Below are 24,382 nucleotides of genomic sequence, written 5' to 3' on the forward strand. Positions count from 1 at the left end.
ATTTCATTTATTTTATTAATGGAACTACCTAGACAGCTCCTAAATAACGCCAACTACTAATTCCTAAGCGAATTAAACGCTCCTTACCCGTACAATTAGCCATTGTGCTTGCACTAAGATAACGAATTTGCAAAAAAGAAACAGGTACCCCCTCCTCCAACGATAACACCGAAATGCGTTGATGATGGCTTGCATGTTTTTGCCCTTGCTCATAAACCACCAAACAAGGAAAAAAACCTAAGTCCTCGATAAAATACTGGTAACTTAGCTCCCCATCCTTAAAAGAACAACCTTGGTGCTGCAACAAGATATCCAATGCACGATTGGCTGCATCTTGATGACGTATGCAACTCGAGACAGAAGATTTTTGTTGCGCCAATTGGAGAGCTAATGCCTCTAACTGATAAAAACGTTGGTGCAAAGCCTCCTGGTGATTGCTTGCTTTGAAATAGAGCAACAGATGCTGCATGGAGCTGACTACCAACAAACTGATAACGGCCGTAATCAGTAAGACGATTAGAAAAATAAATCCCTGTTCTTGTCGTTTCATGAGCCCCGCACCCTAACGATAATATCCTGTTTACTCCCCTCTACAAGCCCCAGGGTTAGGTGCGTCACAACAGTTCCATGCCTGCGTTGGCGACGGCTATGCAAGGACTGAATGAATGAGGTAAGCTCTTCTGACTGACCCAGTTGATAAAATAAAGCAGGTTTTCCTTGGGCATTTTTCTTAATAAACCAACGCTCTTCCCAATATTCACCAACAGAAACAGTACCCGTATACTGAAACTGCAAAGGCTTATCTAAAGTAATTACTACTCCCTTAGCATGTGGGCTCATCGTGAAACGTTGGTGTATTTCTGCCTGCTCACAGTCTGCAATAATTAAGGGGCGTTTTTTATTAAATGAAGTAGCATGCGGCACAAGAATCTGCCGGATATTGAGTATGTTTCTCACCTCAGCAAACTGCTCATGCATGCGATTGATTTGTAATAAATATCGTGGTCCATTTTCGATGTACAAGCCAGGAACCGGCTTTCCCTGCTTTTTAAGGTGTAACTGATCAATACCCAAACAGGGAGTAAAACCTGCACGACGAATACTGTCACTCAATAAATCACTCACCCAGCGTAGATCAAAATGAGAGGCAAGAAGGCGTTCCATTTCACTATAACCCTGTTTACTTTGACTGTAAAATTGCATTAGCGTCGTCATGAGCAAACTAGCAAGAAACAATCCGATTAATACTTCGGATAAGCTAATTCCAGTCTGCTTCTTCATGAAGAACCTGTTAACTTCAAATGATGTCGGATAAGAACATTCGGCTTGGCGACATGATGCATACGCAATACCGTCCCATGAGGGGTATGTTCAATCTGTAACTGATAGCCTGGAGGAGGAACAGGAAGCTGTTGCAGCTGAGCTAATAAGGCTTCATCAATTGCATCCAAAAACCAAGCGCTTTGTTCCCGCCAGATTAATTGTCTGAGTAATTGCTTGCTTTGCCATTGCTGTTGCAATAAAAATAAAGCGATCATTGTCACGAGCAAAAGCGATGCCAGCACTTCGATAAGGGAAAATCCCTCTTGCTGATTCATTGTCCATAATTCCTAAGGTTGGTTAGCCTGCGCAGAATAACGCCCTAATTATCAAAACTCAAGTAGATAGTGCCTCTACATAATATTGGCTTAATCTTTATCACGCACAATGCAATTTTTTTTCATAAGTGTGTTATTGATTGCCCGAAAGGATAGAACAACGCTATTGCGCAGTATGTCTGGATTGTAAAAATAACTTTCTTGCCCATGTCACAATGAGTGACTCCCACAAAATTCTAATTGACGGGTATGGGTAATATTACCCACTATATCCATGAGTTTGGCTTGTTTAAACAGGATATTAAGGTAGATAAGCCTAACCCACAACCAACATCCATTACCCCTAATTTTATTGTGTAATTATTTTCTCTTGATAACACTTACAATGAGCTTTCTCTTCGTAAGGCTAATTTATAAATGTAATCAATCACAAAAATAAGTCCCCGCCCCTCCGAATTAAACCATTTGCACCGTGACAGAAAGGATTGCCTTAGGTAATATAAACTCACGTACTAAGCAAGGAATGTTTATGGCAGTTAATTATCAAGAAGTACCTCATCCAGGAATACGCTCATTGGTGCCTTACAAACCCGGGAAATCTATTGAGGAACTGGCTCGTGAAAAAGGGATTAGTAATATTATTAAGTTAGCCAGCAACGAAAACCCTTTAGGATGCAGCCCTAAGGCTTTAGCAGCCTTCCGAGAGATGTCACCCCACCTACTGGCCATGTATCCCTCCCCTGCAAATCACCCATTAATCCCTAAATTAGCCCAAAAACATCAAGTAAACACCAATCAGATTTTCGTGAGTAACGGTTCTGATTACATCTATACCATTTTATTAAACTCATTCGTATTACATCATGACAAACACATCCTCGTGCATGATTATGCGTTCAGTACTTATGCGATTCAGGCACAAACATTAAACATCCCTGTTCATTCTGTTGCGATACATAAGGATTGGCGCGTCGATATCACGGCCATTATTGAAGCATGTACGCCTAAAACTGGCATTATTTTTTTAGCTAATCCCAATAATCCAACTGGAGTGCTGATTAATCAACACGAAATACAGCATCTGCTTAATAGCATTCCTGAAACTACGTTATTAGTCATTGACGAAGCTTATTATGAGTTTGCCGCCTCACATTATAATAAAGACAACATCGACTGGTTAGCTAAACACCCTAACCTCATCATTACGCGTACTTTTTCTAAAATCTATGGCTTAGCTGGATTGCGCTTAGGGTATGCACTGGCCCATCCCTCGATTATCGACATCATGCAACGAGTACAGCTCCCATTTACCGTCAACCAAGCAGCATTAACTGCCGCACACGCCGCCTTAGATGATCACGACTTCCTGCAATTGAGTTTAAAAACTAATGCGGAGGGAATGAAACAGATGCGTGCAGGTTTTGAAGACTTAGACCTGGAATACCTACCCTCTGCCTGCAATTTCTTTACCTTTAACTGTAAGGAAGATGGGATGTCCCTCTATAATTATCTTTTAGACAGAGGTATTATTGTTCGACCGCTTCATCCCTATAATATGAATAATTACATCCGCGTAACGATTGGTACTCAAGAACAAAATGCTCGTTTTCTTGAAGCACTAAACAGTTACTATCGTTAAAAGGAACAAAAATGACTAGTGATTTAAGTAGCAAACATTGTGAATCATGTGAAGGAATTGGGGCTGCGCTCACTGAAGAGCAAGTTAAGAATTTACTGCCTCAATTAAATAAGCAATGGCAAGTCAGTGCTGATAACCGCATTATTCGACGTGAGTTATCCTTTAAAGATTTTTACGAAACTATGGCTTTTGTCAATGCGCTTGCTTGGATAGCAAATGTTGAAAACCATCATCCTGATTTAGAAGTTGGTTATAACTATTGTCATGTGAGTTTTACGACCCATGCCTTGGATGGTTTAAGTCATAATGATTTTATTTGCGCTGCCAAATTAGACAAATTATTATTAGATTAATATTAATTAAGAACTGCCGCGGAGATCTCAACTCCGTGGCTATATAAACATCGAATATCGCTTAATAGAAACACATTGACCAAAAATTGATTTCAGTACATTATAGGAATACTCTTTCTCATTTTTGAGTCGATATGCCCTCTCCAGAAACAAAAAATACCCTTAATAATAGCTCCCGAGATTTAATTGGTGATTTGCTTTTTACAGCACGCTACCTTCCTAAAGCAGCATTAACGGTCTCACTCTATGCGCTTGCTGGTGCAGTCTTAGGCTGGAGCTCAACATATGTTTTTAAAGAGAAATGGAATAATTATGCACAAAAAAATCATCATGTCATTGACCCTGATGATCAATATGTTGCAACAGATGAAAAATATTTGCATTTTTCACGCGACCAACAATTTAACCACATAAGCGCAACTATGGATGAAGCAATTCCAACTTACGCCTCACTACTTGGCGCATCTACAGGAATTTTTTTTGCGGCCACTAAGGTGAGGAATAATTTTAAACTGGGACTAGAAGAGGACCGAATTAATCGACATCTAGAGATAGTGTAGTTTGACTAACTTGCTTATCACGTAAAGAAATCCTGCTGGTAATTGTCATGCTCCCATCTACTCGTTTAGCTAAATCCCCAATCTCGCGGACAAACCACGAGACTAGAGATAAAAATAGGATTAGATGACTCGCAAATTCAGTTACAAGCTAGCAATTACCACTTAGACCCATAGTTGCCACGATCATAACAAAGGTCTGCTACGGCATTAACGAGGCTGCCTACAGGTCGAGTAACTAGACCTACAAGACTCAATAAGGGATTAAGAATCGCCGCAAAGAGTGCTGATACACAATTGCAAAAATGTTGCTTTGTGTGTTCCCAACTATCCTTCGCTTCTGACAACCGACTGTCATGTGTCCCTTTGCGAGAAATACTACTCGACCAAAGCTGGCCTGTAGCAATCAATGAATTAACGCAATTAAATGCCGAAATTACCGCATCAAGCAAAAAAGATGGACTTGCCAGAAGATCCATTACTGGTCGACCGGCATAAATTAAAAAATCTGAATCCTTATAAGACCGAGCTTGAATAGGACTTAACAAAGCGTTAAAGCGGATCTTAGTTGAACCAAACATACCGTATTTAGTTACCAAACTCGGATTCAATACATCTTTAGACATTATAAACTCCAAAATAAATCTTTTTAATATTTCATAACCGCACGTTCTTCACCAAGCAGGTTAGTTAAAAGTCCTAATAATTCATCACTGGGTTCAACATACCACTGTTTTGCTACGTTTAATTGAGCCTTTGCATGCTCATTAGTGTAGGCAAATTGCACGGCACAGCCACCAGCATGGCTTTTTAGTATGGTTTGAATTGAGGACAACATACTCTGATGCTCTGATTTTAAACGTAATTCCAAGCAACGGGCAAATCTTGAGCGTGCTGATGAGATATTATACAGGAAAGTAGCCGTCATTTTAACGCCCCCACTAAAATCATCGTGAGCCACCTCACCTTCCACTACGAGCATGTCCCCACTTGCCAAGGGGGAAGTAAATGACTCAAATACCTCGCCAAAGACAACCACATCCATCCTCGAGGTCGAATCATCCATGCCAATGATCACCAATTTTTTACCGCGTTTGGTAATAATCTTACGAATAGCGGAGACTTGAGCACAAATCACGGCTTTTTTATGGCTCGAAGGATTTAATTGACTGATGGGCACGATAAAGTCCACAAACTCACGGCGGTATTGATCAGCAGGATGACCTGTTAGATAAAAACCTAAAACTTCTCGCTCACCATCAAGGCGCTGTGCTTCGGACCATGGTTTGCACTCTATGTATTGTTGGTTACTGGCCTCATCTTCAAGGAGAGTAAATAAATCGAATTGACCGCTGGATTGATTTTGATGCTCTTTCTCAGCGACTTTGAGTGCCTTTTCCAAGGAGGCAGTCAGTACCGCACGCTCAACCTTCCACACGTCAAAAGCACCACTTTTAATCAAAGCCTCAAGCACCCGACGATTCACTTTGCGTAAATCTAATCTTTGGCAAAAACTATATAAGTCAGTATAGGCTCCTTGAGCTTCACGCTCCTGGGTAATGCAATCAATCGCATTTTCCCCGACCCCTTTGATAGCACCAAGGCCATAAACGATGGTGGTGTCATTAGTTACCGTAAAGTGATACATCGATTGATTTACTAATGGGGGTAGCACGGTTAATTTCATATGTGCGCATTCATCGATAAAAGTAACTACTTTATCGGTATTATCCATATCCGAAGACATCACTGCGGCCATAAAGGCTGCCGGGTAATGGGCTTTAAGCCAAGCCGTTTGGTATGCGACTAAAGCATAGGCAGCCGAGTGCGATTTGTTAAAGCCATAGCCTGCAAATTTCTCCATTAAATCGAAGATGTAGGTGGCAACTTTTTCATCCACCCCGCGGGCGGTCGCTCCCTCAGTAAAAATTTCCCGCTGTTTGGCCATCTCTTCGGGTTTCTTTTTACCCATCGCACGACGTAACATATCCGCCGCACCTAAGGTATAATTCGCAAGAACCTGGGCAATCTGCATCACCTGCTCTTGATACAAAATAACCCCATAGGTTGGTTTTAAAATAGGTTCCAAATCAGGATGCGGATAATCAACCGCCGCACGTCCATGCTTACGGTCAATAAAGTCATCCACCATTCCCGATTGCAACGGGCCGGGTCGGAATAAGGCTACCAATGCGATGATGTCTTCAAAACAGTCAGGCTGTAATCGTCCAATCAACTCTTTCATCCCGCGGGATTCAAGCTGGAATACGGCGGTTGTTTTACAGGCTTTGAGCAAATCAAAAGTGGCTGCGTCATCCGTAGGAATTTGGCTGATATCAATTGTTGGCAGGCCATTTTTTTGGTTTTGCTTATTTACGGTAGCTAAAGCCCAATCAATAATGGTGAGCGTTCTTAAACCCAAAAAGTCGAACTTTACCAAGCCCGCAGCTTCAACATCATCCTTATCGAACTGGCTCACAATTTGCGTGGAGCCTTCTTCACAATAAATGGCGGTGAAATCGGTAAGCAACGATGGGGCAATAACCACCCCTCCCGCATGCTTTCCTGCGTTACGGGTGATCCCTTCCAGTTTAAGCGCTAAATCAATTAACTCCTTAACTTCTTCTTCCTCTTGGTAACGACGCTCTAGCTCGGGTTCTTGCTCCATTGCCTTACTTAGGGTGATTCCTATTTCAAAGGGAATGAGTTTGGCAAGCTTGTCCACAAAGCCATAGGGATGACCTAGAACGCGCCCCACATCGCGTACCACCGCTTTTGCGGCCATGGTACCAAACGTAATAATCTGCGACACACTTTGGCGACCGTATTTTTCAGCCACGTAGTCAATGACCCGATCACGGCCTTCCATACAGAAGTCAATATCAAAGTCAGGCATGGAAACCCGCTCGGGGTTCAAAAAACGCTCAAAAAGTAATTCGTATTCTAAAGGATCAAGGTCGGTAATTTTTAGTGCATAAGCCACTAAAGAACCCGCACCCGATCCCCTTCCCGGCCCTACAGGAACACCATTGAGCTTGGCCCATTGGATAAAGTCGGCCACGATGAGGAAGTATCCAGGGAATCCCATGTTGTTAATTACATCGAGCTCAACTTGCAAGCGGGCGTCGTATTCACCACGTGCTGCTGCTAACTCTTCGGCGGATTTGTTTTTAAATAGTTGTACTAAACGCTCTTCCAAGCCGACTTGGGATAGATGCGATAAATAATTCTCAACCGTAGACCCTTCTGGGATGGGGAAGTTGGGTAGGTAATTGTTGCCTAAATCCAGTTTTACTGTACATCGCTTGCTAATTTCTACGGTATTTTGAATAGCGGAAGGCAAATCGGCAAATAAAGTCTCCATTTCTTCTGCTGAACGCAGGTACTGCTGAGCACTATATTGTTTACTACGACGGGGATCCGCTAAGGTATAACCATCATGAATACACACGCGTGCTTCATGGGCATCGAAGTCTTCCGCATCAATAAAGCGTACATCATTGGTTGCTACTAAGGGCAATTGCAATTCATCTGCTAAAGCAATTAATTGCTCATTGTATTGTATTTCGTCCGGTCTGCCGGTACGTTGAATTTCTAAATAAAAGCGATTAGGAAAAAGATTGTGCCAATGTAGCGCACGATTCCTGGCTAATTCTAAATCATCAGCCAATAAAGCTTGACCTATATCGCCAGACTTGCCACCAGATAAGGCAATCAAGCCTGCAGAATATTCTTCAATCCACTGATTCTGAACGCGTGGCTGCCCCTGATGTTGTCCTTCTTGGTATGCTTTAGAAACTAGGCAGGTTAAATTTTTATAACCTTGCGCATTAAGACATAAAAGCACTAAAGAGGAAATTCGCTCTGGTTGCAAAGGATCATGACAAGGAAGGTCACTACCGAGAATCGGTTTAATTCCTGAATCTAATGCATATTTGTATAATTTTACCGCAGCAAATAAATTGCAATGATCGGTAACCGCAACGGCGCACATCCCCCGGGAGGGCAATGCCTTCATTAATGGCTTAATTCGCACCAGACCATCAACTAGTGAAAATTCCGTGTGAACGCGCAGGTGAACAAAACGTTGTTGCATAGAAGAATAAACTCAATCGCCGGTTTTAATCTGGGTCGATTTTAACGTAATTATTGCCGGGGATCAAAAGCGTCTCTCACAGCATCTGCAAATAAGTTAATTGCCAGAACCAACAAAAACATAAATATAAAGGCTGCAAGCATCGGCCACCACACTACCGGATCCCGCGCTAACTCCAAGCGGGCACTGTTTATCATATTCCCCCAGCTAATGGTCATAGGGGACACACCAACCCCAACATAGGACAGCAACGCTTCTGCCATAACTAAGAAACTAAAATCCAGGACCAGGGTAATTACCACAATGTGCATCACATTCGGCAATAAATGTTTGCGTAAAATAGTAAACCAATTAGAACCTAAAGCACGCGCCGCTAAAACATAATCCACCTCACGTAATTTCAAGGCTTCTGCCCGTAAAAGGCGGCATAAACTAGTCCAACTGGTTACCCCTAAGATGAGGCATAATGCGAGCAAGCGAGCATCTGCACTGCGAGCCAAGGTTGGAAATTGTTCGGGATGGTTGGCAATGTAGGTTTGTAGTGATAACACGGATGCAGTAATTAACAACACTCCGGGAATAGAGCTTAAAGTGGTGTAAACATATTGAATAATATCGTCTGCAAGACCACCGAAATATCCAGCAACCACCCCTAAGAATAAAGCCAAGGGCAGCATAAAGAGTGTGGTTAATAAACCAATGATTAAACCCGTGCGAATACTTTTAATGGTAAAATAAAAAATATCCTGGCCAATTTGTCCAGTTCCTAAAACGTGGAAAACACGAGATAGCTGATAACCATAGACGATAAAAAAACTAAGTAAGATTAAAGTGATTACCACACTAAAATTTGTGGCGCTAAAACGCCATGGAGGGATTGCGCGAAAGTAACGCGACAGGATGAGCCCCCCGGAAAAAACCAGGCCAATGCCCAAGCTCCATTGTAATGAATACCAAGCCTTGCTTTTAATTACCTGGTTTCTTTCAGCCTCTGTGCTTATCCATTTGGCTGGATAATTTAAACGTGGGAAAAATTGGGTGACAACGCCATTAACCAAGGTGGTATCGGTAACAAATTGGTATAAAGCTAAAGGGGCTGAGTAGGTTTTTTCATTAATTTCATCAATTGGCGATAAGATTTTATCCAGTACAGATAGGGAGGATTCGGACTGATTATTTGACTGGAAATGAATTGAGTCTAATACGCCTATAGTGAGAAAGGCTAAAAGAATAATCCCTGCACTGACGGCAATGGGACGATGCAGGATCATCGAAAATGAACGTCGGATGTGTTGTTTGCGTAAACTCAATAAAATAGTAAGCGTTCCCAATGCCAGAAGGATAAGAAAACATTTATCGGTCCACAAAAATTCAAATGTCATTTTTTATTCTCTATTATCATCACAGACTTCTTCAACGTGCCACAACGCGCCCTATCCGCTCGTCCTAATGAACACAAAAGACCCAATTACTATGGATTGACCACGCTATCCCTAAAATCCCGCCCCTCACCGCACTTAGTGGATACCGCGGTCAAGCGCGGTAATTCGGCAGAAAGCTCTTAGGTTAAAATAATTACGATAACTTAACCCGCGGGTCAACCAACATATAAGAAAAATCGGTTAGTACCAAACCGACGATATACATAATGGACCCTAGAAACACCATAGCGCGTACAATTGCAAAATCCTGCTGTTGGATCGCATCAATAATGTAACTACCTAAACCGGGAATTCCAAAAAAGGACTCTAAAATTAAGCTGCCCATAAAGAGTGAAGGAATAATCACCACAATCCCAGTAAGGATCGGCAACATGGCATTTTTAAGCACGTGCTTAAACATAATTTTGCGCTCGTTTAAGCCTTTAGCGCGCGCCGTTTTCACATAATCCTTATTCATTTCTTCCAAAAATAAAGTTCGATACCAACGGCCACCTGCTCCTAAGCTCCCTAATACTGCTACGACCACTGGAAGAATAATAAATTTAAATGCTTCTACTCCCCCATCGTAGCCCGAAATAGGCACCAGACGCAGTAATTTTCCAAACAGATATTGGCCACCTATAATGTAAAATAAGCTGGAAATAGACATTAAAATGATGCAAATAATCACCCCAGTTAAATCAAGATAAGTACCCCGAAAAAACGCCATTGCCATGGCCAATACAATGTTGCTCAGCACATCCAAAAATAAAACCGGTATGGCAATAGCTAAACTAGGCCACATTCTAAAAGTAATGTCCTGGCTAATATCACGACCGGCATCCGACATCCCAAAATCGAAGGTAAATAAACGCATTGATTTTTGGAAAAATAAAGTTGCCTCAAGCTTTTCTAATCCGGTTTTCTGCTCATTAAAAAACAAGGGTAAATCATAACCATGGGCTGTTTTCCAATCATCAATAACTTGTTGTTGCACATGCTTTTGTCCCAAATGCATTCGCGCAATATCATCAGGAGTATTGACCATAAAAAATAAAATAAAGGTAAGCACATTAATGCCAAAAAGGATGGGGATTGCATAAAAAAATCGACGTATTAAATATTTCATCATGACAAATTAATCCTTTTAGCAGGCTGTTTTTCTTTTTTGACATAGGCAATAAATAGAGGAATAACCAATGCAAGAACTAAAATCAGTAATAAACCTAAAGGCCAAAAAATAGGTTGATTCCACTCAAGTCGCAATCGATTACGTTCCGGCACATCAACCGCTACATATTTCAAACTACTTAAACCCATAGTGTTGTACTTCGTCGGCGAAACCCAATTATGAGCCAGAATAAAATTCTCTGTGTTATATCCCCAAGACCAGGGGGCATCATGACGAACAATTTCCACCATTCGATCAATAATCTCTTGTCTTGTTGCATCGTTTTGACGATTTTTCATCAAATCAAACAAACGATCAAATTCAGGATTATGGTAATTCGCTGCATTTTCCCCTCCATACTTTGCCTTCCCATTAGCCCCATAGAGCAGAAATAGGAAATTTTCCGGGTCAGGATAGTCCGCAGACCAGCCCCAGCTAAATATTTGAGCATTACCCGTTCGCATTTTTTCCTGGAACCGATTATATAAAGTGGCTCGAACATTCAAATCAATACCAATCCTGGCAAATTGTTTACGCACCCAATCCAGTATCGCCTTATCTCCGGGCCCTCCGGTGGTCATTGTATCGTAATGAAGAATGAGCGCCTTGCCAGTTTTCGGATCAATCCCTCCAGGATAGCCCGCATCAGCCATTAATTTTTGCGCATCACTTATTGAGCGTCGTACCGCCTCGCCATCTTTCCACTCAAAGACATAAGGATTCATACCAACCTGTCCTTCTCGGTAACCAAAAATACCTGGTGGAATAGGACCTTGGGCAGCATTTCCGCGCCCATTATAAAAAATAGCAATACGCTCATCCTCATTGACCACAATAGAAATTGCTTGCCTTAATTTACGCGCGCGTTCGCTTGTCCCACCAACCACATTATCTAACATATTAAATCCTAGATAATGGACACTGGGTTCTTGGCTTTGGGTTAAATACACTCCTTTCCGATGCATTTCAGGAGTTAAAGTGGCATTGCCGTGCTTATTAATATGAATTGCCTGATCAAAACTGTCAGAACTGATAGCGGAATCATCATAATAGCCCTGTAAAAACTTATTCCAACGTGGAATGCTTTCTTTTTCTAAAGTAAATATAATTTTATCGATTAAGGGCAATCGCTCTCCTGCATGGCGCAAGAACCCCGCTTTTTTATCTTCTTCTGAACCAATAGTTGGGAAAAACTGCGGATGAAAATTAGGGTTTTTCTCTAAGATCATGCTGCGATTGGGATTATTGATGGTCAGCATAAAAGGCCCCGTCCCTAGAGGATACCAGCCTAAAGAAATGTTTTTATCGCTCATTCCGGGTTGGGAATAAAATACATTAGCCTCCCAAGGCATCGGCGCAAAAAAAGGCATGGCCAACCAAAATAGAAACTGCATGTATTGGCCTTTTAATGTGATTTCAAAAGTATAATCATCCAGTTTTTTGAGCCCCGCTAAAGGGTAATTTCGTAAATCAGTATACGCGTTGAGTCCGGGAAGTGTTTTTGCATATTCCTTAAAACCAAGAATATACACACTCATTAATCCGTAAATAGGCGAACTTACTGCAGGATTAGCCAAACGTTTAATTTGGTAAATGTAATCATCTGCAATCAGCTCACGAGTTCCAGTATGTGCAAAATCGGACAACTGGTTAATATCATATTCATCTAAATAATCAGGAGTTAAATGGTGATATAAATAATGACCATCTTGAGCCCGGGCCAAGGCGGGATGAGGCTGGTAATAAATGCCTTTCTTAATCCGCAAGGTATATACGGTATAAGCGGGTACTATGTCGCCTTTTTCAGGCAAGGGCTTACCTTGAGCATCCAAATATCTGATTTGTGGAAACAGAGCAGCTGTAGAGGGTACTAATTTATAGGGTCTGAGGAGGTAATCATATTCGAGCAAGGGTTCATAAATTTGTGAGATAAACAAGTATTCGTTTGACGAGTAAGCTAATGCTGGGTCTAAAGTTTTGGGTTGCTCCCCAAAAGAAGTATAAAAAATATGTTCGTTGGCTTGGCTTTGCGGATAAGGATTATTAAGAACCCAAGAGCCAGCATAAGTTAAATTGAGGCTGCTTAGCATCAATATCAGCAACAATCCTGTTCTTAGTATCATGGTACATCCTTATTCTTTAGGGTTAGCCCCATAAGCCTATAGCCCCTGGGCCCAACCGACAGCTCATTACAATATGCTTTATAACCCAGCAAGCAAGCCCAAAAACTGCTCCTCATCCAAAACCGCAACACCCAGACTAGTCGCCTTATCCAACTTTGACCCAGCTTCAGTCCCGGCAACCACATAATTCGTCTTCGCAGACACACTACCGCTAACCTTCGCCCCCAAAGCCAATAATTTAGCCTTCGCCTCTTCGCGCCCCATACTACTTAAAGTCCCGGTCAAAACCACCGTTTTACCAAAAAATGGATGCTCCTGATTAATTTGTTTTTTCTCGACCATTGGCCAATGGATCCCTAACTCCAATAAGCGCTTAATGATTTGCAAATTATGCTCTTGAGCAAAGAAATGCACCACATAGGACGCCCCTACAGGACCAATATCATTTAGACTCATTAACTCTTCTTCAGTAGCTGCTGCAATTGAAGGAATATCACCAAAATGCTCAGCTAACACACGAGCACTGGCCTCCCCAATCTCGCGGATACCTAAAGCGTATAAAAAGCGATTAAAAGTCGTTTTTTTACTCTCCTCTAAAGCGTGTAATAAATTGTGTGCCGATTTAGCACCCATACGCGGCAGGTTTTCTAAAGTAGCCGCATCAAGCTCATAAAGATCCGATAAATGACGAATGAAGCCTTCATCCACCAATTGCTCGATCAATACAGAACCTAAACCCTCAATGTACATTGCCTTACGCGACGCAAAATGCCACATCATTCGTTTTAATTGTGCTTTACAGAATAAACCGCCGACACAACGGGCTACAGCCTCCCCTTCTTCACGCACCACATCAGAACCACAAACTGGGCAGTTTTCCGGTAAATGAATCATTCGTGTCTGCTCAGGGCGCCGCTCCATGACTACCGAAACAACTTCAGGAATCACATCTCCAGCACGACGAATAATTACCGTATCGCCAATGCGAATGTCTTTTCGGGCAATCTCATCCATATTATGTAAGGTCGCATTACTCACGGTAACCCCCGCGACACTCACTGGCTCTAAACGTGCTACTGGAGTTAAAGCGCCTGTACGCCCAACCTGAAAATCTACGGCAAGCAATACGGTTATTTCTTCAGACGCTGGAAATTTATGGGCGCAAGCAAAACGAGGTGCTCGTGAAATAAAACCTAATTGTTGTTGTAAACGGATGCTGTCAATCTTGTAAACTACCCCATCAATTTCAAACGGCAACTGATCCCGTTTCGCCAGGATGCTATGGTAATAATCCAAACAACCAGCCATTCCATTTACCCGTTGGGTTTCCAACGAAACGCGAAAACCAAACTCCTTTAACAATTCTAATTGCTGCCAATGCGTTTCAGGAAGTTTATAGCCCTCACAAGCACCAATGCCATAACAATAAATAGCTAGTGGACGTTGTGCAGTAATAGACGGATTTAATTGGCGTAAGCTTCCCGCAGCGGCATTACGAGGATTGGCAAACACCTTTTCTCCCTGTATTTGCGCTTTTTTATTGTATTGTGCAAAGCCTGCCTTGGGCATGTACACCTCACCACGAATCTCAATAAAAGGTGGGGGATTATCAGTTCGTAGCCTTAATGGTACGGACGCGATTGTTTTAATATTGGCAGTAATATTTTCCCCAGTCGTCCCATCTCCACGAGTCGCCGCAGAAACCAAAACGCCATATTCATAGGTAAGATTAACGGCCAAACCATCCAGTTTAGGTTCACAAACAAATACCAACTGCTGATTAGGCTCATCCAGTTTATCCGTAACTCGCTTTACAAAAGCTTGCAATTCCTCATTGGTGAACACGTTAGAAAGAGACAACATTGCTTGTCGATGCGACACCGGCATAAACGCATCAGCAGGAGCCCCACCAACACGCTGTGTGGGTGAGTCTGGGGTAAGCAATTGCGGATTTTGCGTTTCTAAATCGTGTAAAGCACGGAAGCAGCGGTCGTATTCTATGTCAGGGACCAAAGGTTCATCGAGCACATAATAATGATAATCATATTGTCGAATCTTCTCTTTTAGTTCGTTAATTTGCGCTGCTATTTCGTTACTCATAAACTATCCGTTAATTTAATAAGGAAAACATTCCCCACTCAAATGACGCTAAATCGCATCGCTAATGTGCGTAATGGCAATGTTTTATACGTCATTATAAAAATGGCTAAATCGGGAATTAAAACATTAGTTTATCACTAAAATTTATGCTATAGATACAGGTTCAATCGAATATTGAGGCATGATAAAAATGGACTTTAGACGTGTTTTAATTGCTTTTTTATTAGCGGTATTTTCCACATTAATCCAAGCCGATGAGAATTCCGGCATAGCATTTGTACATGGTACAGGGGATCATCGAGAAGATGCTTATGGAGAGTATTGGAAAGTGGATTTTATTGACGGGGTTGCCCAAGGATTAGCAAACCCTGAAAATTACGTCGTCATTCATTGTAATTACAGCAATTACATGTGGGATGAAGCAGCAGGCGAATGCACTGTGGATCAATTATTAAAATTCATACACGAAAAAAACATTAGTAAAATCACCGTCTATACCCACTCCAATGGGGGAAACGTCTTGCGCTGGATTTTATCAAACCCGACCTACAGCAGCCGATACATGGCGTTAAAAAAACACATTGGCAAAGTAGTGGCATTAGCGCCATCCAGCACAGGCACTCCACTTGCTGATTTAGTATTAAGCGGTCATGTTATAAGCTCCAGTCTATCCTGGATTCTAGGCTTCCATGGTGATGCCATCAAACAACAACGCGTCGGGGATATGCGTATCTACAACCAAGAGTTACTCTTTGGTACCCCAGGCCGCCCTTCATTACCGATAGCATTTAACCCAATCATTGGTACGGATGTGATTGCATCCCCTTTATCTGCTGCCAGTTATTGCAACGGTTACTTACTTAACAGTGGATTAAAAATTACCAAATTATATCTTGATAAATGTTCCGATGGGTTTTTAAATTGCAGCTCTCAGGAGGCAGCAGGAAAAGTCTGGTTCTACGATAAAGATCGTCTGGAAAATAATTGGACTTTAAGTCATAACCAAAGCCGACATGCCTGCTTTGGACTGGATAACATTCTTATAAGTGCCTTAGCTACAACAGGAGCTGTGCAATGAAAACAACCCATCTTTTTTTAATGTCTGCATTGTGCTTAAACCAAGCGCATGCATATACATTACCGCAGCATCCTACAAAAGCTTATCAATGCAATGAGTGCACTAAGTTATCTCATGAAACCTTACGCGCTAGTTGGACGGTAGCTCAGACTCCATTGATGCATCAAGTCAGTAATGAACAAAAAAGTTACAGCTATAATCAAATCATCACTCAAGAGCAGCTCCGCCAGGGAGTGCCTATCTCGACGCGTGCCCCCGGTGCAGTAGTACGCATTACCCCACTACAAAAAAAATCGGTGCCCACTTTAGTACTACAAACACCACAGAAACACGCTCTCAGTTTGAAAGACGCTTCGGCTCTGTACTCTCAAGATGAAGATTTAGAGGAATCATTTCTTGCAGCAGAACATCAAACCATGACGCAATTAAAGCCGGAATTAGGCTTTGGTACTTTTATTCTTAAAAGCCAAACAACTTCCGCCAATGATGCTAATTCCTACCTGATTAATGTGTTTGATAAATTTTCATTACTCTATTTAAAGGTTGAGCCAAGTTCTTTGCAATACCAATATGGCGATGAGTTTTCAGCGACAATTTCCTTAAAAGATTATAATACTGACTATTCTGTAGATGCGGTTAATGTGTCATTAATAGGTACTAATGATGAATTTATTCCTTTAAAGCTGACTCGAATAAAGCGTAATGAGTTTCAAGCTAAAGCGAAGTTAGTGTCTGAACTAAATACACATGGCGATAATTGGTATGTAGAAGCAGAAGTATTCAGTGAGCAAGAAGATGGTCATGTTCGACGCACTGCACGCAGCGCATTTTCATACTCCATTCCCTCAGCAAGTTTGGTCACGCTGAAAAAAACATCTTCTAATCCCTTAACTTTTATGGCAACCGTGGATGTAGCTACTGGCAGCCGCTATGCACTGCAAACCGTGTTGTTTCAACAGAACAGTCAAGGACAACTGCTCCCCGTCGAAACATCTCAAAGTGCGCAGTGGTTAGAACCGGGCAAACAAACCATTAAATTTAGCTTTGACAATTCCAAGCATTTAACAGAGGATACGCTATCCGTTGGTTACCTACATCTTACTGATTACGGTCAGTTAAAAACCGTTTATCAATACGATGAACCAATAAAACTTAGCAAACTCATGGATTAATGCATGCAATTTTTATCGTCACTCACCCTTCTTGAGGGCATTGCGTTGGCAATTGCCCTACAGTTTTTCTTCTTTATTTGGTTCTTGATCCGACAAAGCCAACACAAAAAATTAAGTGCGCAACTCAATGAAAAGCTAGTTGAAACCTTTACTAACCAACTACACCAAGTGCATCTTGATCTTAATGAAAAAATCGGTCAGGGGCAGTTGCTTACCCAACAATTAATTCATGATACCGTACACAAACAAATGACTGACGTACGTGAACAAATTAGTCATAGCTTCAAACAACACGCCAGTTCCCTCACCTCTCATCTACAAATACTTACCGAGGAAATTCGCAATCATCTACATAGCCTGACACAACAGGTAAATCATAAATTGACCGAGGGTTTTGAAAAAACTTCCTCAACGTTTATTGATGTAGTAAAAAGACTGACTATTATTGATGAGGCGCAAAAGAAAATTACTGAACTCTCTAATCATGTCGTCAGTTTACAAGATGTATTAGTTGATAAAAAAGCTCGCGGTGCTTTTGGTGAAGTGCAACTGTCTAGCCTAATTGCCAATATGATTCCGCCAACCCACTATCAAATGCAGTACACTCTGAGCAATCAAAAACGTGCCGACTGTATTTTATTTTTGCCAGATCCCTCAGGAAATGTGGTTATTGATGCAAAATTCCCCTTAGAAACTTATCAACGGCTTATTAATAGTGAAATAAGTTCTATTGAACGCAAAAGCTTGCAACAGCAGTTTCGCCAAGATATCCAAAAGCACATTAAAGACATTGCGGAAAAATACATCATCCCCACTGAAACCAGTGATGGCGCTATGATGTTTATTCCTGCCGAATCAATTTTCGCAGAAATTCATGCAAACTATCCCGATTTAATTGCCTTATCACAGCGTTTAAAAGTATGGATGGTATCTCCCAGTACGTTAATGGCTGTATTAACCACCGCAAAAGCGGTGCTTAAAGACGATGCTACTCGTAAACAGATTCATATCATTCAAAAGCATTTACACGCCTTAGCAGATGATTTCCAACGTTTTGAAAAGAGAATGGATAAATTATCCAAACATATTAATCTGGCCCACCAAGATGTGAGCGAAGTGAATACTTCTGCAAAAAAGATTAGCTCTCGTTTTCAAAAAATTGAATCGGTAGACATCGATTTAGAAGAAATAGAATTAATTGAAACGGATGAAATAAGCCAGGAAGCTTAAGAATTGGTTTGTGAGTTAGAATAAATGCCTCAACAAATTGAACAGTTTATATTCTAACTTCCTAATTTATTTGCTACAATCCACCCCGATTTTACAACATTGGAGTAAAACACTGTGATGACACTATATAACTATTTCCAATTCGCAAAAACAGCGATGACCATTGGTCTTTTGGTTGCTGCTGGAGTGCTTCTCTGGCCTGGCGCTTTAGCAACCGTTGCTAATTTCTCTCTTTTTGGGGTATCGATTGCAGCCTATGTTGGCTCCAATGTTCTATATCAAGCAGGTGCTGTAGCGGCTTTAACCTTTGTTGGTCTGCATACACTTGGGATTGCTATGGATATAGTTGGTGGATTCTTCAGCTTACTTAAATCCTGTTGCTTCTCTTCATCGTCTAGCGCACAAGAAGATTACGACTCAACTCATCGTCACAGAAGAGAACCACCCGTAAGGCCGCAAAACTCATATCAAACGCTTCTCAATGCGATACCTCCTGCGCATGAGCAAAGTGTTGGGCAAACGCAGCAACCACCACCTAGTCATCATCCGATTTACCAACCATCTCCCCAGTCGGGTTATCAGCCACTTTATCCTCAACTTGATGGTTATGACTATCAGAAATCACCTGAAACATATGGCGGATATCCTAAGCTCTCATAGGCATAACCTTGCTGCTTGCACGCAGCAAGGTTACTGTTAAATAACAATACCGTAGCCCGTGTCATGATACGGGTGGTTGTGGCATAAATCCCCGTATTACGACGTCCTCTAATACGGCTACGAACTTTGATATTTTTTTAAGATTACATAGATATGGATACACTACTCTACCAAAGCACACAGACTAAACAAATATGGGGACAACTCCATGGCAGCAGCTTAGCTCTTGCTTTAGCCGAATATTGCCAAAAAACACCGGGCATCAAATTACTCATTACCCAGGATAATCTCAGCGCAAATCAATTGCAGTCTGAGTTAGAGTTCTTTTTAAATCCCAAAGAATCAGAACAAGAACTCTTATTTTTCCCGGACTGGGAAACCTTACCCTACGACCAATTTTCTCCACATCAAGACATTATTTCAGAGCGACTCTACACCTTAAGCCGTATTCAGCAAGCCAGCAATGCCATTATTATTACCTCTGCAAATACCTTAATGCATCGGCTCTGCCCACCGGAGTTTTTAAATCAGTACGCCCTAATGCTGAAGAAAGGGCAAAAACTGGATCTGGAAGCCTTCAGAAACCAGCTGCAACAATCAGGTTATCATTGCGTTAACAAAGTATTAGAGCATGGTGAGTTTGCCTTACGTGGCTCCATTATCGATGTGTATCCCATGGGCTCGACCCGCCCTTTCCGTATCGAACTCTTTGATGATGAAATCGACAGCTTAAGGGAATTTGATACCGAAACCCAACGTACTATAGAAAAAATTCCTTATATAAACGTCTTGCCTGCACGCGAGTTTCCACTCAATGAGCAGAGCCAAACACTATTTCGCCGCGCATTTCGTGAACTATTCCCAGGAAACCCCAGCCATTGCCCTATCTATGAAGCCATCAGCCATGGGCAATTTCCGGCGGGCATCGAGTACTACTTACCGCTATTTTTTGAGAAAACGGTCAGCTTTTTTGATTATTTGCCACAAGATGCTAAAGTCTGTTTAATTGAAAACATTCAAGATAATGCCGAGCAATTTTGGCAGGAATTAACCGGACGTTATGAGCAACGTCGTTATGACATTAGCCGCCCTATTCTTGAGCCAACAGCCTGTTTTCTTAATCCAGCGGAGCTATTAACCCAAGCTAATAAATACCAACAACTGCGTTTATTCCATACCCCAAGTAGTAAAAAAGGTGCCGTAACTAATTTTGATATTACTCCAGCGCCTGAATTACCTATTGATAGAAAAACCCAAGAGCCATTAACTCGTTTACGTGAATACTGCGCCGATACCTCTCGGCGCTATCTGATTGTCGTAGAAAGTGCTGGACGCCGTGAAGTATTATTAGATCTGCTTAAGCCCAGCGGCATCCTTCCTAAAACACAAAGCAATTGGCATGATTTTATCAAGGATAGCGCACCAATTAATATCACTACCGGTGCCTTAGTCAGTGGTTGTGAATTAATCCAGAGTAATACGGTTTTAATTGTAGAATCACAGTTGTTTGGTGAGCAAAGTACTCCCCAACGACGTAGTGCGCAAAAGACTGTGGATCCGGATTTAATTATCCGAGATATGGCGGAATTACGTTTAGGCGCTCCCGTTGTTCATTTACAATTTGGTGTTGGACGATACCAAGGCTTACAGCACATCGAGACGAATGGTACCGCCAGTGAGTTTTTAGTTTTAACTTATGCCGGTGAAGATAAAATTTATGTTCCGGTTACCTCCTTGCATTTAATTAGCCGTTATACTGGAGTAGACAGCGAACATGCTCCCTTGCATAAATTAGGTTCGGACCAATGGCAAAAAGAGCGGAAAAAGGCTGCGGAAAAAATTCATGATGTAGCCATCGAACTGCTTGATCTCTACGCAAAACGTGAAGCACAACCTGGGCATCAATATGAGCTCAATCAAAACGAATATACCCGTTTTGCCAGTGCCTTCCCCTTTACCGAAACAGTAGATCAGCTACAGGCTATAGACCAGATCATGAATGACATGTCTTCGACTAAACCGATGGACCGCTTGATTTGCGGTGATGTAGGTTTTGGTAAAACTGAAGTCGCGATGCGTGCTGCGTTTATTGCCGTACAAAATAACAAACAAGTTTGTGTACTGGTGCCAACGACCCTGCTTGCCGGACAACATTTTGAATCTTTTAGAGATCGTTTTGCCGATTTTGCCGTAAATATTGAACTGCTGTCGCGTTTTCGCTCAGCCAAAGAAACAGAAGCGGTGCAAGCCTCCTTAAAATCAGGGAAAGTCGATATTGTTATCGGTACGCATAAGCTATTTCAAAGCTCTATTGCCTTTAAAAACCTAGGCCTATTGATTATTGATGAAGAGCACCGCTTTGGAGTGAAGCAAAAAGAACACATCAAAGCATTGCGTACTCATGTTGATATTCTATCCATGACTGCCACCCCTATTCCCAGAACACTGAATATGGCTATGGCAGGAATTCGTGATATCTCTCTGATGACCACTCCCCCTGCCAAACGTTTAGCCATTAAAACCTTCTGGCAAGAAAAGAAAGATGCCACCATCCGTGAAGCAATTTTGCGTGAAATATTAAGAGGTGGACAGGTTTTCTTTTTGCACAACAATGTGGAAACTATTGAGCGTGTTAGCGAGGACATCCAGACCTTAGTCCCTGAAGCCAAAGTTCGTAGCGCACACGGTCAAATGCGTGAGCGCGAATTAGAACGCGTGATGTCAGAGTTTTACCATCATCGCTTTAATGTACTGGTATGTACCACCATTATCGAAACGGGAATCGACATTCCTACAGCCAATACCATCCTTATTGACCGCGCTGATAAATTTGGTCTGGCACAATTGCACCAATTACGTGGCCGTGTTGGACGTTCACATCACCAGGCTTATGCTTATTTATTAACCCCAAATGAAAAATCGTTAACTTCGGATGCGGTAAAGCGCTTAGAGGCTATTGTGTCCTTAGAAGACTTAGGAGCCGGCTTTACCCTAGCAACCCATGATTTGGAAATTCGCGGGGCAGGCGAACTATTAGGTGCAGAACAAAGCGGTAATATGCATGCCATTGGCTTTAGCTTATTCATGGAAATGCTCGATAAAGCAGTAAGTGACTTGAAAGCGGGAAAAATACCCGAGCTGTCGGCTCCAATGTATCAAGGCCCCGAAATTGACTTACGTATTAGTGCAATTATCCCTGAGGATTATATTGGCGATATTCATAATCGACTCATTATGTACAAGCGCATTTCTAATGCCAAAGACAAGCAACAACTACATGAGCTGCAAATTGAGTTAATTGACCGCTTTGGTTTATTACCCCCTCCGGTAAAGCATTTACTGTTAATCACCGATTTAAAATTAAAAGCACAACAAATGGGTGTTCTAAAAATTAGCGCCGGCGCCCAACAGGGCAAAATAGACTTTAATGAAAAGCCCTTGATTGACCCAGGAGTTTTAATCAGCCTGATTCAAGTGCATGCCAAACGTTATCAAATGGAAGGTCCACAACGTTTACGTTTTACCTTGGATAGTACGACTCCAGAAGAGCGTATTTTTGAAATTCACAGCTTACTTGATAAATTAATGACTAAAAATAATACATGACTTTTGAGCTAAAGAAGGCATTGCTTGGAAGAGTAATAACAATACCATGGAAGGCTTTAATCATCTTCGCACTATGTGGCGTCATACTGACTTTGTATATACATCAAAGTATGGCGCTAAACTTTACGAAGGCGAGCTTTGCCGTTACCTTAATTGCCGCATTGCTGATGTGGATCTTAAGATTAGTTCCTGAATATATTCCCGCATTAATCCTCATTTTAGCCACCCTCTTTCTCCATATCGCTCCAGAAAATATTACTCTTTCAGGGTACAGTTCCAACAGTTTCTTTCTTGCCACCAGTGTATTTGCCGTGGGCGCCATCATTACTAAATCCCGTTTGTTCTATCGTTTATCACTAATCTTATTAATTCACCTACCTTCCCGACAGTCCTTTCTGCAAAAATTCTTATTTCTCTTTGGCGCTCTTATCACCCCGATAATGAGTGTACAAAGTTCACGAGTCGCCCTAATGGCTCCTTTACTCGATGATATTTTAGAAAGCAGCACCATTGATCCTCGCAGTGATACGGCAAATGCCCTGGCAAATGCCGCCTTTAATGGCTGTATTTTATTATCCACTATTTTCCTTACCGGCAAATCAAGTAACTTTATTGTGTTTGGTTTGTTGTCCGAACAAAATCAATGGCAAGGAAATTGGTTGGGCTGGTTATGGGCAGCCTCCTTTCCTGGAATTTTATTGGTTGCTTTATTCTTTTTGATGCAATCTCGAGTTTTCCAACCAACAGCCCCATTAGAAATAGATCATCTTAAATTAAAAAACGAGTTTAATGCCTTAGGAAAATTATCATTTGAGGAGCGGATTGCCTTACTATGCCTGGGAATTTTTGTTGCCGGTTCGGCTATTGCCACGTGGAAAAATACCTCTACTTCGTGGACATGCTTGAGCATTTTCATCTTGCTGTTCTGCAGTGGGGCATTAAATACAAAAGAGTTAGCCTCTAAAATTAACTGGAACTTTTTATTTTATTTTGGTGCCATTATTGGCATCATGCATGCCTTACAAACTACAGGCCTGGAAAACTGGGTTATTGGCCATTTTCAATGGTTAAACTATCTCGCAACGATGAATTATCTCTACTTCATCATTGTTGTGTATGTCATCAGTTGGTTAACTGGTTTGCTGCTGGGTACAATGATCGCGCCAGCCATTCTATTTACCCTCATTATGCCAATTGCCAATCACAGTTCCATTAGTAACTGGGTAGTGGCTTTTGTCATTTTGGTTGCTACGGAAGCCTGGATTTTCCCTTATCAATCCAGTTATTTTCTGTGTTTTGAAGAATTGTTAAAACCTAATAATAATTTTCATCTGAATCCTTTGCTTAAATTAAATGCCTGGTTTTCATTCTTAAAACTAGGAATCGTAATTGCTTCGATTCCTTTTTGGCATTTTTTTGGCTTATTAAGTTAACACAATGAAAAGGGCGTAAGAACTACGCCCTTAGTTTGAATATATAACAGTAAGATTGAAAGCAGTCTTGGGTCACAAAAGTGGACACCTCTGGAGTATTTTAGGCTTCTTAAAACTACTAAGCATGCACACCACACTCTCAATC

The 24,382-nt window shown here is 41.6% G+C and carries 18 protein-coding genes; 9 read left to right on the forward strand and 9 right to left on the reverse strand.

Annotation, left to right across the window (positions count from 1 at the left end; genetic code table 11):
- Positions 1-28: 28 nt before the first annotated feature.
- Genes ACD661_RS05895 through ACD661_RS05905 form a run of 3 tightly spaced genes read right to left on the reverse strand, consistent with a single transcriptional unit; the run spans position 29 to position 1,598 of the window.
- A complete protein-coding gene (locus tag ACD661_RS05895) occupies positions 29-550 on the reverse strand; it encodes a type II secretion system protein (RefSeq protein WP_400186901.1) in 522 nt (173 codons plus the stop codon).
- Complete coding sequence (locus ACD661_RS05900) at positions 547-1,281, reverse strand: PilW family protein (protein ID WP_400186902.1); 735 nt, start codon at positions 1,279-1,281, stop codon at positions 547-549. Before ACD661_RS05900 ends, ACD661_RS05895 begins: the two co-directional genes overlap by 4 nt.
- Positions 1,278-1,598 (reverse strand): type IV pilus modification PilV family protein, encoded by a 321-nt coding sequence (locus tag ACD661_RS05905; RefSeq protein ID WP_400186903.1) that lies wholly within the window; start codon positions 1,596-1,598, stop codon positions 1,278-1,280. Before ACD661_RS05905 ends, ACD661_RS05900 begins: the two co-directional genes overlap by 4 nt.
- Positions 1,599-2,127: 529 nt before the next feature.
- On the opposite strand from ACD661_RS05905, the gene hisC reads away from it, so the two are divergent.
- The 3 genes from hisC (at position 2,128) to ACD661_RS05920 (ending at position 4,150) form a co-directional block, all read left to right on the forward strand.
- Positions 2,128-3,237 (forward strand): histidinol-phosphate transaminase, encoded by a 1,110-nt coding sequence (gene hisC / locus ACD661_RS05910; protein ID WP_400186904.1) that lies wholly within the window; start codon positions 2,128-2,130, stop codon positions 3,235-3,237.
- A gap of 11 nt (positions 3,238-3,248) precedes the next feature.
- Positions 3,249-3,590 (forward strand): 4a-hydroxytetrahydrobiopterin dehydratase, encoded by a 342-nt coding sequence (locus tag ACD661_RS05915; RefSeq protein ID WP_400186905.1) that lies wholly within the window; start codon positions 3,249-3,251, stop codon positions 3,588-3,590.
- A 134-nt stretch (positions 3,591-3,724) separates the two neighbouring features.
- Positions 3,725-4,150 (forward strand): hypothetical protein, encoded by a 426-nt coding sequence (locus ACD661_RS05920; protein ID WP_400186906.1) that lies wholly within the window; start codon positions 3,725-3,727, stop codon positions 4,148-4,150.
- Positions 4,151-4,305: 155 nt separating this feature from the next.
- On the opposite strand, the gene ACD661_RS05925 is transcribed toward ACD661_RS05920, so the two are convergent.
- The 6 genes from ACD661_RS05925 to ligA all read right to left on the reverse strand — a co-directional run bounded on the left by ACD661_RS05925 (position 4,306) and on the right by ligA (position 15,058).
- Positions 4,306-4,773: a hypothetical protein gene (locus ACD661_RS05925; RefSeq protein ID WP_400186907.1), complete on the reverse strand. Its 468-nt coding sequence runs from the start codon at positions 4,771-4,773 to the stop codon at positions 4,306-4,308.
- Between the two features lie 23 nt (positions 4,774-4,796).
- Positions 4,797-8,243: a DNA polymerase III subunit alpha gene (gene dnaE / locus ACD661_RS05930; protein ID WP_400186908.1), complete on the reverse strand. Its 3,447-nt coding sequence runs from the start codon at positions 8,241-8,243 to the stop codon at positions 4,797-4,799.
- 50 nt (positions 8,244-8,293) lie between these two features.
- Positions 8,294-9,625 (reverse strand): ABC transporter permease, encoded by a 1,332-nt coding sequence (locus tag ACD661_RS05935; RefSeq protein ID WP_400186909.1) that lies wholly within the window; start codon positions 9,623-9,625, stop codon positions 8,294-8,296.
- 193 nt (positions 9,626-9,818) lie between these two features.
- Positions 9,819-10,796 carry an ABC transporter permease gene (locus ACD661_RS05940; RefSeq protein WP_400186910.1) on the reverse strand — a complete coding sequence of 326 codons (978 nt, stop codon included), beginning with the start codon at positions 10,794-10,796 and terminating at the stop codon, positions 9,819-9,821.
- Positions 10,793-12,958 (reverse strand): ABC transporter substrate-binding protein, encoded by a 2,166-nt coding sequence (locus ACD661_RS05945; protein ID WP_400186911.1) that lies wholly within the window; start codon positions 12,956-12,958, stop codon positions 10,793-10,795. The genes ACD661_RS05940 and ACD661_RS05945 overlap by 4 nt, the downstream gene beginning before the upstream one ends.
- Before the next feature lie 78 nt (positions 12,959-13,036).
- A complete protein-coding gene (ligA, locus tag ACD661_RS05950; protein ID WP_400186912.1) occupies positions 13,037-15,058 on the reverse strand; it encodes an NAD-dependent DNA ligase LigA in 2,022 nt (673 codons plus the stop codon).
- A gap of 190 nt (positions 15,059-15,248) precedes the next feature.
- On the opposite strand from ligA, the gene ACD661_RS05955 reads away from it, so the two are divergent.
- From ACD661_RS05955 to ACD661_RS05980, 6 genes are all read left to right on the forward strand, one after another.
- The gene (locus tag ACD661_RS05955; RefSeq protein ID WP_400186913.1) at positions 15,249-16,136 is read left to right on the forward strand and encodes a hypothetical protein; all 888 of its coding nucleotides are present in this window, start codon (positions 15,249-15,251) and stop codon (positions 16,134-16,136) included.
- Positions 16,133-17,308: a DUF4785 domain-containing protein gene (locus ACD661_RS05960; protein ID WP_400186914.1), complete on the forward strand. Its 1,176-nt coding sequence runs from the start codon at positions 16,133-16,135 to the stop codon at positions 17,306-17,308. Before ACD661_RS05955 ends, ACD661_RS05960 begins: the two co-directional genes overlap by 4 nt.
- A 3-nt stretch (positions 17,309-17,311) precedes the next feature.
- A complete protein-coding gene (locus ACD661_RS05965) occupies positions 17,312-18,538 on the forward strand; it encodes a DNA recombination protein RmuC (protein WP_400186915.1) in 1,227 nt (408 codons plus the stop codon).
- A gap of 114 nt (positions 18,539-18,652) precedes the next feature.
- The gene (locus tag ACD661_RS05970) at positions 18,653-19,198 is read left to right on the forward strand and encodes a hypothetical protein (RefSeq protein WP_400186916.1); all 546 of its coding nucleotides are present in this window, start codon (positions 18,653-18,655) and stop codon (positions 19,196-19,198) included.
- Positions 19,199-19,345: 147 nt separating this feature from the next.
- Positions 19,346-22,804 (forward strand): transcription-repair coupling factor, encoded by a 3,459-nt coding sequence (gene mfd / locus ACD661_RS05975; protein WP_400187233.1) that lies wholly within the window; start codon positions 19,346-19,348, stop codon positions 22,802-22,804.
- Positions 22,801-24,237 (forward strand): SLC13 family permease, encoded by a 1,437-nt coding sequence (locus tag ACD661_RS05980; RefSeq protein ID WP_400186917.1) that lies wholly within the window; start codon positions 22,801-22,803, stop codon positions 24,235-24,237. The genes mfd and ACD661_RS05980 overlap by 4 nt, the downstream gene beginning before the upstream one ends.
- Positions 24,238-24,382 lie beyond the last annotated feature (145 nt).

Source organism: Legionella lytica (assembly GCF_044626755.1).
GTDB classification, from domain to species: Bacteria; Pseudomonadota; Gammaproteobacteria; order Legionellales; family Legionellaceae; genus Legionella; species Legionella lytica_A.